Genomic DNA, 16,177 nt, shown 5'->3' on the forward strand with positions numbered 1-16,177 from the left:
GGGGCTCACTGCCCCTTGAACAGGCCCTGAAACTGGCGCGACACCGGCAAGCGCTCGTCGCGCCCACGCAAGCGCAGGTGCATGTTGCCGGCGTCGTCGCGCACGGCGCTGGCAATGGCCTCGCTGCGGACGATTACCGAGCGGTGAATCTGGGTGAAGAGCTGCTCGTCCAACTGGGCCAGCAGGTCTTTGAGCGGCGTGCGAATCAGGGCCTCGGCGTCCTCGCCGTCGGCGCGGTAAACGACTCGGGTGTAGCGGGTATCGGACTCGAAGAACAGCACGTCGCGCAGGCGAATCATGCGCACCTCTTTGCCGACCGAGGCCTGCAGCACCTCCGGCTTGGCCGGCCGCTGCAGGTCCCGGGCCAATTTGGCCAGCAGCGCTTGCAGGGCCTCCGGTGATGGCGCGGGCGCAGCGCTCTCGCCCGCGGCGGGGGGCGCTTCCGAAACCGGACGCAGGCGCGTCTGCACCCGGCGGACGGCTTGCGCCAGACGGGCCTCCTCCACCGGCTTGAGCACGTAGTCCACCGCGCCCGCGTCGAACGCGGCCAAGGCATGGTCGCCATAGGCCGTCACGAACACCACCGCGCTGCGGCCGGCAATGCGCTGCGCCACTTCGATGCCACTCAGGCCCGGCATGTGGATGTCCAGAAAGCAAACCTCGGGCTCATGCTCCAGCCACTGGTCCCAGGCATCGGCGCCGTGATGGGCCACCGCCACCACGTTGGCCTGCGGCCACACCTGGGCCAAGGCGTCCAGCAGCTGCTCGCGGGGGGCTTCTTCGTCGTCGGCGATCAACAGGGTGGGGCGTGTGTTCATTGCGGAATCTCAATCGTGGCAAGGCAGCCGCCTTCCGGGCGGGGCGCCAGGGTAATCGTGGCAGCCGGGCCGGCATGGTGCGCCAGCCGTTGCCGCACATTGTTCAAGCCCACACCGGGCTGCCAACCGGGGGCGAGGCCCACCCCCTCGTCCTCCACCGTCACGCGCCAGCCTTGGGTGTGGGAGGCTGCCGCCACCCGCAGGGCGCCGCCGCCCAGCCGGTGGGCAATGCCGTGCTCCACAGCGTTCTCCACCAAGGTGAGCAGCACGCCAGGGGGCAGGGTTCGCTCCATCAGCGCTGGCGCTGCGTCCATTTCGTAGCGCAGGCGATCGCCCCAGCGCGCCTTCATGATGGCCAGGTAGTGCCCGACCTGCGCCCATTCATCGGCCAGCGTCACCGAGTCGCGCCCCAACAGCTCCGTGGCGCCGCGCAGGAAGGCAGTGACTTCGCGCAGCAAGGGGGCTGCCCGCTCATCGCCTTTGTCCACCCAGTGCTGCAAGGCCGCCAGGGTGTTGAAGATGAAGTGCGGGTGAATCTGGGCTTGCAGCACCCGCAGTTGCGCCTGCCGGGCTTCGGCCGTGGCCGCATCGCGCTCGGCCTCCAGCCGCGCCTGGTCGCGCTGGCGCCGGAGCACCCCGCGGCGCACCGCAGCCAGGCTCCACAGCACCAGAAAGGTCCCCAGCATGCCCACCACCAAGCCCGGCAAAAAGCTGGTGAGCTTGCCCTGCAACGTCGCCACGTAGGCCGACCAATCCACATACCCGCGCTTGGCCGTGTGTCCCACCCAGGTGCCGAACAGGGCTCCGGTCAGCCCCAGCACGAGCATCAACGCCACCTTGGGCAGGGAGCCGAAGGACTTGGCCATTTTGTCTGGCTGCAGCCAGAGGTTCAGGCCCATCATCAACACGACGCCCCAGCCGGTCAGGGCCAGCAGGACCGCCCCAAGCCAAGGGAAGCCGCTGGCCCGCAAGCCCAGCGTGGTGCCCACCAGGGCGCCAACGACGCCCAGCCAGGTGCCCAGGCCTTGGCGGGTGTAGAGGTGGCGGTCAATGGCCTCCACCTGCTCGCGCAAGTCCGGCGCCATGCGGGCGTAATGGGGGGCCGCCCAGCGGTGGTAAGCGCGCTGAAACCGATTGCCGTGGGCCAGAGGAGAGGAGGTGCTGTTCATGGCGAAAAGGGCGTGTTGAAGACCATGGACGTGACTCTAGAAAGTCGGGCATCACCGGCCCACCGGTTTGGGGCGACTCGCGCCCGGCCTGTCATGGATGGTGACGCAGAGCGCATGAATGGGGCACGCATGGTGGCCTAAGGGCGGATCCCACCCGGCCTTCCGCCCTCACTGCCCCTTGAACAAGCCCTGGAACTGGCGCGACACGGGCAGCTTCTCGCTGCGACCGCGCAGGGTGAGCTGCAGGTTGTTCTCATCCACGCGGAGGGCGCTGAGCACGGCCCGACTGTTGACCAGCACCGAGCGGTGCACCTGCCAGAACTGGTCGGGGTCGAGTTGGGCCACCAGCTCTTTGAGCGGCGTGCGGATCAGGGCCTCCCCGTCCTGCCCCTCGCTGCGGTACACGACCCGCGTGTAGCGGCTGTCGCTCTCGAAATAGAGCACATCCTCGGGTGGGATCAGGCGCACCTCCTTGCCCAGGCTGGCCTGGATGGGGCGGGGCTTGGTCGCCCGGGCGGCGGGCAGCAGGCTTTGCAAGAGGGCCTGGAGTTCAGCCCCGGCCGCTGGAGCCGACCCCGACGCCGAGGGATGGCGGCGCCGCGCCTGCAGCCGGGCCACCGTCTGCGCCAGGCGCTCGGCGTCCAGCGGTTTGACCACGTAGTCCACCGCCCCCGCATCAAAGGCCGCCAAGGCGTGGTCGTTGAAGGCCGTGACGAACACGACGCTGGGCGGTGCCTCCAGGCCCGCCAGTCGTTGGGCCACTTGCAGGCCCGTCAGCCCCGGCATGCGGATGTCCAGGAAGCACACATCGGGCTCCAGGGCCAGCGCATCGTCCCAGGCGTCCACGCCATTGCTGCATGCGGCCACCAAGTCCGCCTCGGGCCAAGTGGCCTCCAGCAGGCGGCGCAGGTGTTCGCGGGGCGCTTCTTCGTCGTCAGCAATCAGAATTTTGGTCATAACAGGGGGTGGCGAGCCGTGGCAAGACTGGAGGCATTCACTGAAGAGGGATCACCATCAAAGATTCGCAGCCGCCCTCAGGGCGTTCGGCCAGGCTCACCGTGGCGCCCGGGCCGTGCAGGGCTTGCAAGCGCTGGCGGGTGTTGGCCAGACCGATGCCGGGTTCGTCCGGCTCCGAGCCGCTACAGAGACCCACACCCGTGTCTTGCACGCTCAGGGTCAATCGGCCCGCTTGGGCTTGGGCCCGCACGTGCAGCTCCCCGCCACGCAGGCTGGGCTCCAGCCCGTGGGTGATCGCGTTCTCGGTCAAGGTGAGCACGCTGCCCGGCGGCACGGGGCACTCGGCCAGCGCCGGGTCAGCCTCCACCGTCCAACGCAGCCGCTCGCCCATGCGGGCCGCCATGATGGCCAGGTAGCGGCGCACCAGTTCCAGCTCTTCCCGCAGCGGCTGGCTCTCCTTCTCAAACATCGGCAGGGTGGCGCGCAAGTAGGCGGCAAAGTCGCGCAAGAGCGGCGCGGCCCGCGGGTCTTGCGTCTCGACCCATTGCGTCAGTGAGGCCAGGGTGTTGAACACAAAGTGCGGGTGAATCTGCGCCGTCGCCAAGCGGTGCTGCAGGCGGCGCTGCGCCTCCTGGTCGTCCAACTCGCGCAGCCGCGCCTCGATTTGCTGGGCGCGGTAGATGGCGAGAAACCACCAGGCCGTCACCACCATCACAAAGGCCGACAGGGCCAGGGCCAGCAAGAGCATGGAGCGCTCGCGGGTATCGGGCTCGCGGGTCAGGCGCAGCGCCACGGCCATGCCGGCAAACACCAGTCCCCCAGCCGCATTCGCCCAGCCCAAGCGCCAGCGGCTGGGGTTGGCCCAGATCCAGTGGCAGCCCGCCAGCGCCGCCCAGGTCACGGCAAGCGTCACCGGCGGCAACACCACCCGCAGACCCGGCGTCATCTGGGGCCAATTCACGGCCAGCAAGATGAGGATGTTGATGTAAACGTAGCGATCCGCCCCCAGGGGCCAGGGCCGGTCGCCGCCCCGTTTCAACTCCTCGGCGCTGAAACGGCGCAGGGGTCCGGGCGCCAGGTATTGGCGCCAGTCACGCCACCACGGGATGTCGGCGCAGGAAGCTTGGGCGGTTTGCATGGGTCCGCAGTCTAGAGACAGGCAGGCCGACCGGCCCGGGCCAGCGGCGAATGGCGGATTCCGCCGGCGAATGGCGGGTCGGCGGGAGCCGATGGAGAGGCGCGCCCATCAGCGCCGCAGCACCACCCAGGCCACGCCCATCACAAAGGCCGGCACCGCCACCATCAGCAGCAGCAGCACCATGCCCCCCTGCACGCGCCAGCTGGCCTTGGGCCGCAGGCCGGGGCGGTCAAAGACCTGAGCCAGCGCCCAGCTCTGGTACGAGGTGGTGAGCGCCACCCCCACCAGCCACAAGGGCCCAATCCACGCCTGCGCCGCGGGGCCCTGGCGGCTGAGCCCCCACAGCAGGGGGAACAGGGGGACCACCATCAAAACGGTGGTGGCGGCGGAAATGAAGGCCACGGCCACCATGTGCTCGGCCAGGTTGTAGCGCTCGCGCCGAAAACACAGCCAGTTGGCCCAGGCCTGCAGGGGAACGGCCACCAGCATCAGCAAAGAAAAGGCACGGGTGAACCAACCCAGCAAGTCAAAACCCATGGCCGCCATGTGCTCCCCACCCAGCCGGCTGATTTGGGGCAGGAAGTCCGCCCGCCCATAGCAAGCCACATACAGGCTGGCGCACAGCACCAGCAGGGTCAGCGGGTTGAAATGGCGCACCCGCTGACCCTCCAGGTAGCCCCGAATGGTCGACCCCGGCCGGACCAGCACGCCCCACAGCGTGGGCCACAAGCCGCGGTCCACATGGAAGACCGCATGCGGGACGTCGTGCAGCAAACCCGCCAGCGTGTAGCGATGCACGCCGGCACTTTGCCCGCACTGGGGGCAATAGGGCGAGTTCAGCGGGGTGCTGCAGTTCAGGCAATGCGGGGTCATGCGGCCCTCCTCGGGCGCCAGGGCAAGGGGGGCGCATTGTCCCGCCCCATCGGCGCCTTTCAGCGGCGAAGATGCCCCTCAATCCAAGGCCCGCCGCACTGCCCATGACCGCCCCGCTCGAACCCGATCACGCCTTTGAGACCCTGCTCAACGCCGAATGGCACTGGCGTCTGCGGGAGTTCCCCCGCCTGGCCACGCTCAATGGCCTGACCGAGCACAACCACCGCATGGAACGCATGGACGCCGAGAGCCGGGCACGCCGTCTGGCCCACTGGCGCCAGGTGCGCGCACAGTTGGACGCGCTCGACACGACCCAGCTGAGCGCCCCGAACCGCGTCAACGCCGCCGTGCTGGCGCACCAGCTCGACACGCAGATCGACGAGCACGCGCTGGGCGGCGTGCTCATGCCCATTGACGCCGACCAGGCCTTTTACAGCTACCTGCCCGAGCTCTGGCGGGACCAGCCGCTGGACCACGCCGAGCAGGTGGAGGCCTATCTGCTGCGCCTGCAAGCCGTCGCGGTTTACCTGGACGACCACCACAGCCTGCTGGAAGACGGCCTGCGCGCTGGCCGGGTGCAGCCGGCTCTGGTGCTGGCCGGGCGGGAGGGCCCCGTGCGCCGCATGGCGGCCTGTGCCCGGGCAGAAGAGACGCCCTTCTGGACGCCCCTGACCGAACCGCTGCGGCGACACCCACACCTGGCGGCCCTGGCGCGCGAAGCCATCGAGGGCCACCTGCTGCCCGCCTACCGTCGCCTGTTGCAGTTTCTGGAGACCCGCTACTGGCCCGCTGCCCGCAGCGGCCCAGCGGTCGGGGCGTCAGCGATGCCAGAGGGCGACGCCTTTTACGCCGCCCGCGTGCGCAACTTCAGCACCCTGCCGCTCACGCCCCATCAAGTGCATGAGTTGGGCAGGACCGAGGTCGAGCGCATCCGCCACGACATGGCGACGCTGCAGGTCGCCTGCGGCGAGGCCGGCCCCAGCCTACCGAGCTTTTTGCGCGCGCTGCAGGTGGACCCGCGTTTCATCCCCACCAGTGGCGAGGCCCTGCTCAACGCGGCCAGCGGCATTTGCAAGCGGGTGGACGCGGTGCTGCCGCGCTTTTTTGGCCACCTGCCGCGCCAACCGTTTGGCGTGGAGCCCGTGCCCGAAAGCTTCGCCCCCCACTACACCGCCGGCCGTTACCTGGCGGCCCCCAAGGGCCAAGCCGCGCTGTACTGGGTCAACACCCACAACCTGGCCAGCCGCTCGCTGCTGCAACTGCCCGCGCTGACCTTGCACGAAGCCGTGCCCGGCCACCACCTGCAGTTCGCGCTGGAGTTGGAAAACGAGAGCCTGCACCCCTTCCGCCGCGCGGGCGACTTGAGCGCGCACTCCGAGGGCTGGGCGCTGTACGCGGAATACCTGGGACGCGAGATGGGGATTTACCGCAGCCCCTTCGAGGAGTTGGGGCGTGCCAGCTACGAGATGTGGCGCGCCTGCCGCCTGGTGATCGACACCGGCCTGCACGCGCTGGGCTGGACCCGCGAGCAAGCGCAAGCCTTTTTGCGCGACCACACGGCCCTGAGCGAGCACGAGGTGCGCACCGAGGTGGACCGCTACATCGGCTGGCCCGGCCAAGCGCTCTCCTACAAGCTGGGTGAAGTTCACATCCGCCGCCTGCGCGCCGAGCACGAAGCAGCGCTGGGGACCCGCTTCAGCTTGCGCGACTTCCACGACCGCCTGCTGGCCTTGGGGACCGTGCCCTTGGGTTGCTTGGCGGCGGAGCTGAAGCCGCAGCCGTGAGTCTGGGGCGCGCCCTCGACGTGCGCCCGTGCACCCGCTGCTCACCACTCACGCTTGCCAATCCCCATTCAGCGCCCGTGCCGGCCCTTCATCGCAGGACGCTCGAACCCAGCGAGGGCCATCGGCACGATGCCGGCCTTGTCCCTTCAACGCCTCACGGAGCTGCCCCATGAACACGAGCCTGACCCCCGCAACGACCGACGCCGAACTGGAGCGCCTGGCCAAGAAACGGGTGGACCAGAAGATGGGCTTTCTGGTCCACCTCACGGTTTTCATCTTGGTGAACGCTGGCCTGGCCCTGCTGGGCTTGCTCAAAGGCGGTGAGGGCGTGCGCTTGGTGCCGATTTGGGGCTGGGGCCTGGGCCTGACCATTCACGGCATCGTGACCCTGATCAGCCTGACCGGCCAGGGCCTGCGCGAGCGCATGATGGCCGAGGAGCTGCGCGCGCTGCAGGCGCGCCGCCAGGGCTGAACCTCAGTACAAATTGGCGCGCAGCACTTCGACTTCGGTGAAGCTGACCAGCACGCTGTAGTGCGGAGCGAAGCGCTGCAGCACCGTCTCGGCAATGGCATCGGCCACGGCCGCATCGCAGGTGACGCGCAGCTCGATGCTGCGGTCGCCCTCCCAGTCGCCCGCACGCTCGCCCTCGGGGAAGCCCCCGCGCACCTCGTAGAGCGTCCAGGCCTGAATCTGGTGCCGGCGCAGCTCGGCCAGCAGGCGAGGCTCCAGCGCCGCCTCGGCCACGATCTTGAGTTGGGTCTTGCGGTGTTTGGTCAGGCTCATGGGGTCCAACTCTGCGCGAGCTTCAAATACAGCGGGATGCCAATCAGCAGGTTAAAGGGGAAGGTCACCCCGAGCGCACAGGCAATCGCCAAACCGGTGTTGGCCTGCGGCACCGCCACCCGCACGGCGGCCGGCGCGGCGATATAGCTGGCACTCGCGGCCAGCGTGGCCAGCAGGGCCACGCCGCCGGCCTGCAGGCCCAGCAACCACCCTGTCGCAGCACCAGCCAAGGCCAGCAGGGGCGGCAGCACGCAGCCCAGCAGCACGAGCTTCATGCCGTGTTTGCGCAGAGCCGGAATTTGCCCCCCCGCGACCAGGCCCAGTTCCAGCAGAAACAGCGCGAGCACGCCCTTGAAGGGGTCGACAAACACGGCCTTGATGGGGGCCACGCCAGCGTCCCCCGCCACGGCGCCGATCAAGAGCCCACCCAGCAGCAGCAGCACCGACTTGCCGAGCAGCACCTCGTGGGCAAGCAAGCCCCAGCGCAAGGGGCTGCCGCCCTCGCGGCCCATCGCCAGGCGCGCCAGCACGATGCCGACCACCAAGCCCGGCGCCTCCATCACGGCGACCCACAAGGCCGCATGGCTTTCATGGGGCAGCCCCGCCCGCTGCACGGCGGCCAGGCCCACGGCAAAGGTCACGACGCTGACCGAGCCATAGTGGGCGGCCAAGCCCGCAGCATCCACCGCGCGCAGCCCGGCCAGCCGCAGCAACGGGCTCACGCCCAAGGGAATCAGCGCCCCCAGCAGCATGACCGCCCCCACCTGGGGCGCCAGCGCCATCAGGGGCTGCCGGCTCAACTCCAGCCCCCCTTTGAGGCCGATGGCGAGCAGCAGGTAGATCGTCAGGGTTTCATAGAGGGCCTCGGGCAGGCGCAGGTCACTCTTGACCACGCGCGCAAAAACCCCGAGCACGAAAAAGAACACCACAACATCCAGCATGGCCGGCATTGTTCCCGGGAACTGAACAGCCTTGCCTCACCGCGGACTTGGGCTTCGCGTCAAGTGGCGCGCCGCCCGCGGCGCGCCACTTATTCCGCGCAGCGCCGGCGCAAATGGGCCAGGGCTTCTTCCACCTGATCCACCAGCACCAAGCACAAGTCGCCTTCGTTCAAGTGCTGCAAGGCGTGATCGATGGCGAGGAACTCGCCACGAATGTCGTCAACACGGGCAGCGCGGGTGGCGCCTTCGAGTCCGCGGCGCAGCAAGGCCACCACCTCGCCGTCTTCGCGGCCACGCTGGCAGGCGTCTTGATAGAGCACGACGTGGTCGAACGCGGCGCCCAGAATTTGGGTTTGCTCCACGATGTCCTGGTCGCGCCGGTCGCCCGCCCCACTGATGACCACACTGCGACGCTGCGCGGGCAGGGCCTCAATGGCGGCGACCAAGGCGCGCATGGCGTCGGGGTTGTGGCCGTAGTCCGCAATCACCGTGGCGCCGCGAAACTCCATCATGTTGAAACGGCCCGGCGCGTTATCGCCATCACTGTTGAAGCTGGCCAGACCGCGGCGAATGGCATCCCACGCCAATCCCGCGCCCCAGGCGGCCGCGACCGCAGCCATGACGTTTTCAACTTGGAAGCCGAGCAAGCCGCCCCGGGTGATGGGTATATCGCGCAGCGCAATCGTCTCGCGCCAGGCACCATCACTCGCCACCACGGCCCCTTCATCGACAAAGACGCACCGCTTGCCCTGGGCGCGGTGGGTGGCCATCAAGGGTTGATGGCGATCGGCGCCGAAATAAATGATTTGACCGGGGCATTGTGCCGCCATGCCCACAGCCAGCGGGTCGGTGGCGTTCAGTACCGCGTAACCCGAGGGCGCCACGTTTTGAACGATGACGGACTTCAGCCGCGCGATGTCTTCGACGGTCTCCAAATAATTGAGACCCAAGTGGTCGCCGGCCCCAATGTTGGTCACAACGGCGACTTGGCAGCGATCAAAGCCCAGCCCTTCTCGCAAGATGCCCCCGCGGGCGCACTCAAACACGGCCGCTTCCACATCGGGGTGCATGAGCACGTTTCGCGCGCTCTTGGGCCCGGAACAGTCACCGCTGTCAATCTGGCGTCCATCCACGTACACCCCATCGGTGTTCGTCATGCCCGTCTTGAGCCCACTGGTGGCAAAAAGATGGGTAATCAACCGCGCGGTGGTCGTCTTGCCATTGGTGCCCGTCACGGCGACGACCGGAATCCGGCCGTCTTCGTTCTTGTCCGCGCCATAGATGCTTTGGATCACCGCCTTGCCGACATTGCGGCCCTTGCCGTACGACGGCGACAGGTGCATGCGCAGGCCCGGGGCAGCGTTCACCTCCACGATGCCGCCATTCACTTCTTCCAGCGGGCGCATGACGGTTTCCGCCACCACATCCACGCCACACACGTGCAAGCCCACGATTTGGGCCGCCGCAATGGCCCGCGCCGCCACTTCGGGGTGGACGTCGTCCGTGACATCGGTGGCTGAACCGCCCGTCGAGAGGTTGGCGTTGTTCCGCAAGATAACGCGCTGCCCCTTCTCGGGCACCGAGTCCGGAGTGAGCCCCTGCATGGCCAGACGCGTGATGGCAATGTCATCCAAACGAATTTTGGTGAGGGAGGTGGCGTGACCATCGCCACGGCGCGGGTCTTTGTTCACCTCGTCCACCAGTTGACGCACGGTATGCACCCCGTCCCCGCTGACCTGGGGAGGGTCACGTCGGGCCGCCGCCACGAGTTGGTTCCCGACCACGAGCAATCGGTAGTCGGCGCCCGGCAGGAACTTTTCCACCATCACGTCGCCGATTTCTTCGGCGGCCTTGTAGGCCGCGTCAAAGCCTTCTCGGGTCGAAACGTTGACGGTCACGCCCTTGCCTTGGTTGCCGTCTTGGGGTTTGACCACCACGGGCAGACCCACTTCCTGAGCGGCAGCCCAACCGTCTTCCAAATCGTCAACGGGACGCCCGTGCGGCACCGGCACGCCGGCGCTTTGCAGGAGGCGCTTGGACAGGTCTTTGTCTTGGGCGATGGACTCGCTCACCGCGCTGGTGGCGTCCACTTCTGCCGCCCAGATGCGACGCTGCTTGTGCCCCCAGCCAAACTGAACCAACGACCCTTGGGTCAAGCGTCGGTAGGGTACGCCCCGGGCGACCGCGGCATTCACGATGCTGCCCGTGGAAGGCCCCAGTCGAACATCCTCGTCCAGTTCGCGCAATTGCTTGGTAACCGCAACATGGTCCCAGTCACTGCGGCCGTCCAGCGCCGCTTGAACCAGCTTGACGGTTTCATCAAAGGCCAAGCGCCCCACATCCTCTTCCGAGTACTCCACCACCACCAGGTAGTGGCCCTCGGTGGGCGTGCGGTGGGTGTGGCTGTACGTGACGGGGCACCCCGCTTGCGCTTGAAGCGCGAGCGCCGTTTGCTCAATCACGTGCGCCAAACTGATGGTTTCTTGCTTGGGGCCATGCAGCGAGCCCACGCCCGGGAAAAGCGCGCGCAGGCGGGCTTCGAACCCGGGCAGTTGGCGCAGGTCGGACTCGGCGGCAGAGCACACCACCACCGCTTCGATGGCGAGGTGGCGGCTCCAGATGTTGGGGCCCCGGAGGGCGCGGACGCGGGAGACTTCCATGCGGATTGCTCTCTCAATCAGGCGGGAATGAAGGTTTCGAGACCGGCGGCAATCAATTCGGGCGAAATGCCCAAGGCCCAGGCCGCTGCCACGGCCGCCAAGACGGCCCCAGCCTCGCAATGCAACCCGGCGCCCTGATAACGGCGCAACAGGGAATCCACGTTTGCGCCAACTTGCTGGCCCTCACTGCTCAAGAGCCAAGCTTGCGTTCCTCTCAACACCACAGCCCGACCGCCGCCGTGCAAGTGGGCCGTCAGCGGGGCGGCGGTTTCGCTGCAGCTGTAGAACACGACCTCGCCATCACAGAGTTCGGCCATGCTGGCCACTTGCTCGTCTTCGGCATTCAAAACGGCCGCTCCCTCCGGCAGCACCACATCGACTTGGGTGCGCAGCACTTTGAAGAGCTGGGGCAACTCCTGCACATCGTGATGCTGCAGGCTGGCGTCCAGGTTCAGGTCCGTGACGACCCCAACCGTGCAACGGTCATAGGCCAGCCCATCGTTCAGGATGGAACCTGCATCGTTCTCTGCCACCACGGCATCGACGCGCCGATTCATCAGCAGGCGGTGTGCAGCGTCAAACGGGCGTTTGATGTGTTTCTCCACCTGCCGAGGTCCCAAAAACAGGCCAGCGCTGCAAGCCAGGCCCACCTGTTTGCCGTGCAGGTGCAAAAGCCAGGCCACCAGGCGGGCAATCGGGGTGGTGTGCTGCTTGCCCGTGACGCCCACGATGGGGATGCGGCCGCTCTCGTCCTCAGCAAACAGATGGTCGACGATGGCCTGCCCGACGGGCTGGGGCACACCTTCGGCGGGCTTCAGGTGCATCAACAGGCCCGGGCCGGCATTGACTTCGACGACGGCGCCGCCCTGCTCGTGCAGCGGACGGCCAATGTCTTCCGCAACCAGATCAATGCCGGCGATGTCCAAGCCCACCGTGCGAGCCGCCAGCCCCACCTGAAACGCCACTTCGGGGTGGACTTCGGCCGTGCAGTCAATCGACACATTGCCGTTGCGCTGAATGAGAACCCGCTGGCCATGCGCGGGCACGGATTCCGGACGCAGGTTCTGCCGCTCCAGTTCGAGCATGACCACCGGATCCTCTTCGGGCATCACGCGGTTCAGTGGGAAGTCTTCGGTCAAGCCCCGGCGCGGGTCGCTGTTGATTTGCAAGTCAATCAACTGACGCACGCTGTGCCGGCCGTCGCCATGAATCCAGGCTGACTCGCCGCGAGCGGCCGCCACCACTTTGCCCCCCACAACCAGCATGCGGTGCTCATTGCCTGGGATGCATCGCTCCACCAGCACCTCCGAGCCCTCCGAGTCGGCCAGGGCAAAGGCCGCGCGAACGTCTTGCTCCGTTTTGAGGTCCAGGGTCACCCCCCGACCGTGGTTGCCATCGCTGGGCTTGACGACCACGGGAAGCCCCAAATCTTGGGCGGCTTCCCAAGCCTCCTCTGGACTGCGCACCACTTGCCCCGCCGGGACAGGCACCCCCACCGCTTTGAGAAGGGTTTTGGTGAGGTCTTTGTCCCCCGCGATGCCTTCGGCAATGGCACTGGTTCGATCGGTCTCTGCTGTCCAGATTCGGCGCTGTTTGGCCCCATGCCCCAGTTGGACCAAATTGCCATCATTGAGCCGAATGTGGGGAATGCGCCGCTCGGTCGCCGCCGCGACGATCGCCGCCGTGCTGGGGCCCAGATAACAGTCGTCGATGGTGTCCCGAAGTCGCGCCACTGCGGCCGGCACGTCGAACCGCTCATCGTTGATGGCGGCCATCAACAGCGCATGCCCCTCTTTCAGCGCCGCGCGAGCCACCTGCTCATCACGCGCCCGGAACACCATGCGATAGACGCCCCGCTGCGTGGTGGATCGGGTCTGCCCAAAGCCCGTGGGCATGCCGGCCAGATTCAGCAACTCGATGACCACGTGCTCCAACACATGTCCCATCCAGGTGCCCTCCTGCAGACGCTGCAGGAACCCACCGCGCTCGCCCACACCGCAGTGGTGCTCCTGCAAGTTGGGCAACCAAGTCGTGAGACGGTCGTTCAGCCCCGGCAGCAGGTGCGAGGGGTGGTCTTCCAATTCCCCCAAATCCAGCCACACCTCCAGACAGCTCCGGTAGGTCCAGATGTTGGGGCCGCGCAGGTAACTGATGCGCAACAGTTGGATGTCGTTTTTCTTGCTCATGGTCGGGCCGTGGGGCTCAGATAGGGTGCATTCTGCGCGGAATCGGAGAGGCACAATGCCCGACGACTCTTCTCGTTTTCGTCCCATGCAAGCTTTTCCCATCAGTGATGCCCTGCGTCAGCACCCGCTTTGGGCCTCGTTGCAGGCAGAAGTCCAGGCTGGCGACAACGTCATCGCGGCAGCCAGCGTTGACCTGAACCGGGCGTTGCGGTTTGACGCGGGGCTGCTGGCCTTGATTCAGTCTGGGCACGGGTTCCGATTGCTGGCCCTCGGGGCGGATGGACGCCAGGTGTGGCCGGTGGTCTCCGGCATGACGCTGCGGTGCCACGACCATGCCGGCTTAGGCTGCCTGGAGCTGGGTACCGCGCTGGGTCGTGAGCAGCATTGGCACTTCACCTTGGCCGATCAACTGGGCGTGACGCGCTTGCAAGATGCCTTTGCGCAATCGCAGGACGAATTGGCCGGGAAGCCCCAGCCGGCTCGAGCCGACGACGCCGAGCTTTGCCCCACCTGCCAAGCGCCGTTGCCACCTGAAAGCGAGGAATGCCCCACCTGCCATCGGGAACTCCATACGCCGCCCTCGACCTGGGTTCTGCTGCGATTGGGGCGTTTTGCCAAGCCCTACCAAGGGCAGTTGCTGCTGGGCTTCTTGTTGATGATGGGGGCCACGGGCGCCACGTTGGTGCCGCCTTACCTGACCATGCCGCTGATGGACCAGGTGCTGATTCCGTTCCAGAACGGCCAGCCCATCAACACCACCCTGGTGGGTTGGTTGCTCGCGGGTCTTTTCGGCGCCGCGCTGGTGAGCTGGGTGCTGGGTTGGGCGAAAACCTACATCCTGGCCCTGGTGTCCGAGCGCATCGCCGCCGATCTGCGGACGGCCACGTTTGAGCACTTGCTGGGTCTGTCGCTGGAGTACTTCGGGAACAAGCGCACAGGCGACTTGATGGCGCGGATCGGCTCCGAAACCGATCGGATTTCGGTCTTCCTGTCGCTGCATGCCCTGGACTTCATCACGGATGTGCTGATGCTGGGGATGACGGCCGTCATCCTGTTCAGCATTCACCCGGGTTTGGCCTTGGCCACGCTGATTCCCCTGCCCTTCATTGCCTGGCTCATTCACTTGGTGCGTGATCGCCTGCGCACCGGATTTGAAAAGATCGACCGCGTATGGGGCGAAGTGACTTCGGTGCTGGCCGACACGATTCCCGGCATTCGGGTGGTGAAAGCCTTCGCCCAGGAAAAGCGAGAAGCCCTGCGCTTCAAAGAAGCCAATGCGAACAACCTGGCGGTGAACGACAAACTGAACAAGACCTGGAGTCTGTTCAGCCCAACGGTGGCCCTGCTGACGGAGTTTGGCCTCTTGGTGGTGTGGGCGACGGGCATTTGGTTGGTCAGTCGCGGTTCGGTCACGGTGGGCGTGTTGACCGCCTTCCTGGCCTACATCGGCCGCTTTTACGGCCGGTTGGATTCGATGAGCCGCATCGTGTCGGTGACCCAAAAGGCGGCGGCCGGCGCCAAGCGCATTTTTGACATCCTCGACCATGTCTCCAATGTGCCCGACCCCGCCCAGCCCGTGCCCTTTGACCAGGCCCGCGGGGCGCTGTCCTTGCAAGGCGTGCATTTCCGGTATGGCAGTCGCGCAGTCATCAAACGCCTGGACCTGGACATTCAGCCGGGCGAAATGATCGGCTTGGTGGGGCACAGCGGCTCGGGGAAAAGCACCCTGGTGAACCTGATTTGCCGTTTCTACGACGTGACCGAGGGTTCGATTCGAGTGGACGGCGTGGACCTGCGACGCATCAAGGTGGCGGACTACCGGCGGCACATCGGCCTGGTGCTGCAAGAGCCCTTCCTGTTTTTTGGCACGATTGCCGAGAACATCGCCTACGGCAAGCCAGGAGCGACGCGGGAAGAAATCGTCGCCGCCGCTCGTGCCGCCCACGCCCATGAATTCATCCTGCGCTTGCCCCACGGGTACGACAGCCTGGTGGGCGAACGAGGCCAAGGACTGTCCGGGGGCGAACGCCAGCGCATCTCGATCGCCCGAGCCTTGCTCATTGACCCGGCTCTCTTGATCTTGGATGAGGCCACCAGCGCGGTGGATACGGAGACCGAGAAAGAGATCCAGAAGGCGTTGGACAACCTCGTGAAGGGGCGCACCACCATCGCCATTGCCCACCGCTTGTCGACCTTGCGCAAGGCCGATCGCTTGGTGGTGATGGACCGCGGCGAAATCGTCGAAGTCGGAGGACACGACGAATTGATCGCCGCACAGGGCCACTATTGGCGACTGTGGGAAGCCCAGGCCCGTCGGGCGGAGGAACATGATGAAGGAGAGGGTCTGATGGTCGTGGCCCCCAACCCCAATCAACACACGGTGGCCGCATGAGCACAGTAATCGACTGGACCCTGCACCGCGATGCCTTTGGCCGATTGGTGCTCACCGATGCGAGTGGGGCCGCGCACGCGGGCGTGCACCCCGTTCGAGCCCACCCGATCAGCGCCCCCGATGAGGGCTTGAGTCTGGTGGGCGCGGATGGTCATGAATTGGCCTGGGTGGACCGCTTGGCGGACTTGCCTGCCGGCCCGCGCGACTTGCTGCTTGCGGAGCTGCGCACCCGGGAATTCCGCCCCCTGCTGCAGCGCTTGGTGGCCGTGAGCACGTTTTCGACACCCAGCCAATGGACCGTGGAGACCGACAAGGGGGGCTTGGAGTTCATCCTCAAGACCGAAGAGGACATTCGTCGATTGGGTGAAGGGCGGCTGTTGATCACCACGAGTCACGGCTTGCAGCTCTATGTGGCCGACCGCTGGGCGCTGGATCGGGGCTCGCGCCGCTTGCTGGAACGGTTTCTCTGAGAACT

The 16,177-nt window shown here is 66.7% G+C and carries 13 protein-coding genes; 4 read left to right on the forward strand and 9 right to left on the reverse strand.

The features are described 5' to 3' along the window. Positions 1-5 precede the first annotated feature (5 nt). From I7X43_RS01160 to I7X43_RS01180, 5 genes are all read right to left on the reverse strand, one after another. On the reverse strand, positions 6-818 hold the full coding sequence (locus I7X43_RS01160; RefSeq protein WP_198099055.1) for a LytR/AlgR family response regulator transcription factor: 813 nt from the start codon (positions 816-818) through the stop codon (positions 6-8). After that, positions 815-1,987 carry a sensor histidine kinase gene (locus I7X43_RS01165; RefSeq protein ID WP_198099056.1) on the reverse strand — a complete coding sequence of 391 codons (1,173 nt, stop codon included), beginning with the start codon at positions 1,985-1,987 and terminating at the stop codon, positions 815-817. Before I7X43_RS01165 ends, I7X43_RS01160 begins: the two co-directional genes overlap by 4 nt. 168 nt (positions 1,988-2,155) lie before the next feature. Then, entirely contained in the window at positions 2,156-2,944 is a 789-nt protein-coding gene (locus I7X43_RS01170) for a LytR/AlgR family response regulator transcription factor (protein ID WP_198099057.1), read from the reverse strand. Positions 2,945-2,981: 37 nt separating this feature from the next. Next, positions 2,982-4,082, reverse strand: coding sequence for a sensor histidine kinase (locus tag I7X43_RS01175; RefSeq protein WP_198099058.1), 1,101 nt, complete (start codon positions 4,080-4,082; stop codon positions 2,982-2,984). Positions 4,083-4,190: 108 nt separating this feature from the next. Beyond that, the gene (locus I7X43_RS01180; protein WP_198099059.1) at positions 4,191-4,955 is read right to left on the reverse strand and encodes a DUF3667 domain-containing protein; all 765 of its coding nucleotides are present in this window, start codon (positions 4,953-4,955) and stop codon (positions 4,191-4,193) included. A 104-nt stretch (positions 4,956-5,059) separates the two neighbouring features. Here I7X43_RS01180 and I7X43_RS01185 point away from each other — a divergent pair, with 104 nt between their 5' ends. Next, positions 5,060-6,739, forward strand: a complete 1,680-nt coding sequence (locus I7X43_RS01185; RefSeq protein WP_198099060.1) for a DUF885 domain-containing protein — start codon at positions 5,060-5,062, stop codon at positions 6,737-6,739. Positions 6,740-6,908: 169 nt separating this feature from the next. Continuing rightward, positions 6,909-7,211, forward strand: a complete 303-nt coding sequence (locus I7X43_RS01190; protein ID WP_198099061.1) for a 2TM domain-containing protein — start codon at positions 6,909-6,911, stop codon at positions 7,209-7,211. Positions 7,212-7,214: 3 nt separating this feature from the next. Here I7X43_RS01190 and I7X43_RS01195 read toward each other — a convergent pair whose 3' ends face one another. The 4 genes from I7X43_RS01195 to I7X43_RS01210 form a co-directional block, all read right to left on the reverse strand. Then, on the reverse strand, positions 7,215-7,523 hold the full coding sequence (locus I7X43_RS01195) for a P-II family nitrogen regulator (protein ID WP_198099062.1): 309 nt from the start codon (positions 7,521-7,523) through the stop codon (positions 7,215-7,217). Next, positions 7,520-8,464, reverse strand: a complete 945-nt coding sequence (locus tag I7X43_RS01200) for a sodium-dependent bicarbonate transport family permease (RefSeq protein WP_198099063.1) — start codon at positions 8,462-8,464, stop codon at positions 7,520-7,522. The genes I7X43_RS01195 and I7X43_RS01200 overlap by 4 nt, the downstream gene beginning before the upstream one ends. Before the next feature lie 89 nt (positions 8,465-8,553). Then, positions 8,554-11,124 (reverse strand): cyanophycin synthetase, encoded by a 2,571-nt coding sequence (cphA, locus tag I7X43_RS01205; protein ID WP_198099064.1) that lies wholly within the window; start codon positions 11,122-11,124, stop codon positions 8,554-8,556. 17 nt (positions 11,125-11,141) lie between these two features. Continuing rightward, the gene (locus tag I7X43_RS01210) at positions 11,142-13,310 is read right to left on the reverse strand and encodes a cyanophycin synthetase (RefSeq protein ID WP_198099065.1); all 2,169 of its coding nucleotides are present in this window, start codon (positions 13,308-13,310) and stop codon (positions 11,142-11,144) included. 85 nt (positions 13,311-13,395) lie between these two features. Here I7X43_RS01210 and I7X43_RS01215 point away from each other — a divergent pair, with 85 nt between their 5' ends. Beyond that, positions 13,396-15,702: a cyanophycin metabolism-associated ABC transporter gene (locus tag I7X43_RS01215; protein WP_198099066.1), complete on the forward strand. Its 2,307-nt coding sequence runs from the start codon at positions 13,396-13,398 to the stop codon at positions 15,700-15,702. Continuing rightward, positions 15,699-16,172, forward strand: coding sequence for a cyanophycin metabolism-associated DUF1854 family protein (locus I7X43_RS01220; protein ID WP_198099067.1), 474 nt, complete (start codon positions 15,699-15,701; stop codon positions 16,170-16,172). The genes I7X43_RS01215 and I7X43_RS01220 overlap by 4 nt, the downstream gene beginning before the upstream one ends. The last annotated feature ends 5 nt before the right edge of the window (positions 16,173-16,177 follow it).

This window comes from Inhella gelatinilytica, assembly GCF_016093295.1.
Lineage (GTDB): Bacteria > Pseudomonadota > Gammaproteobacteria > Burkholderiales > Burkholderiaceae_C > Inhella > Inhella gelatinilytica.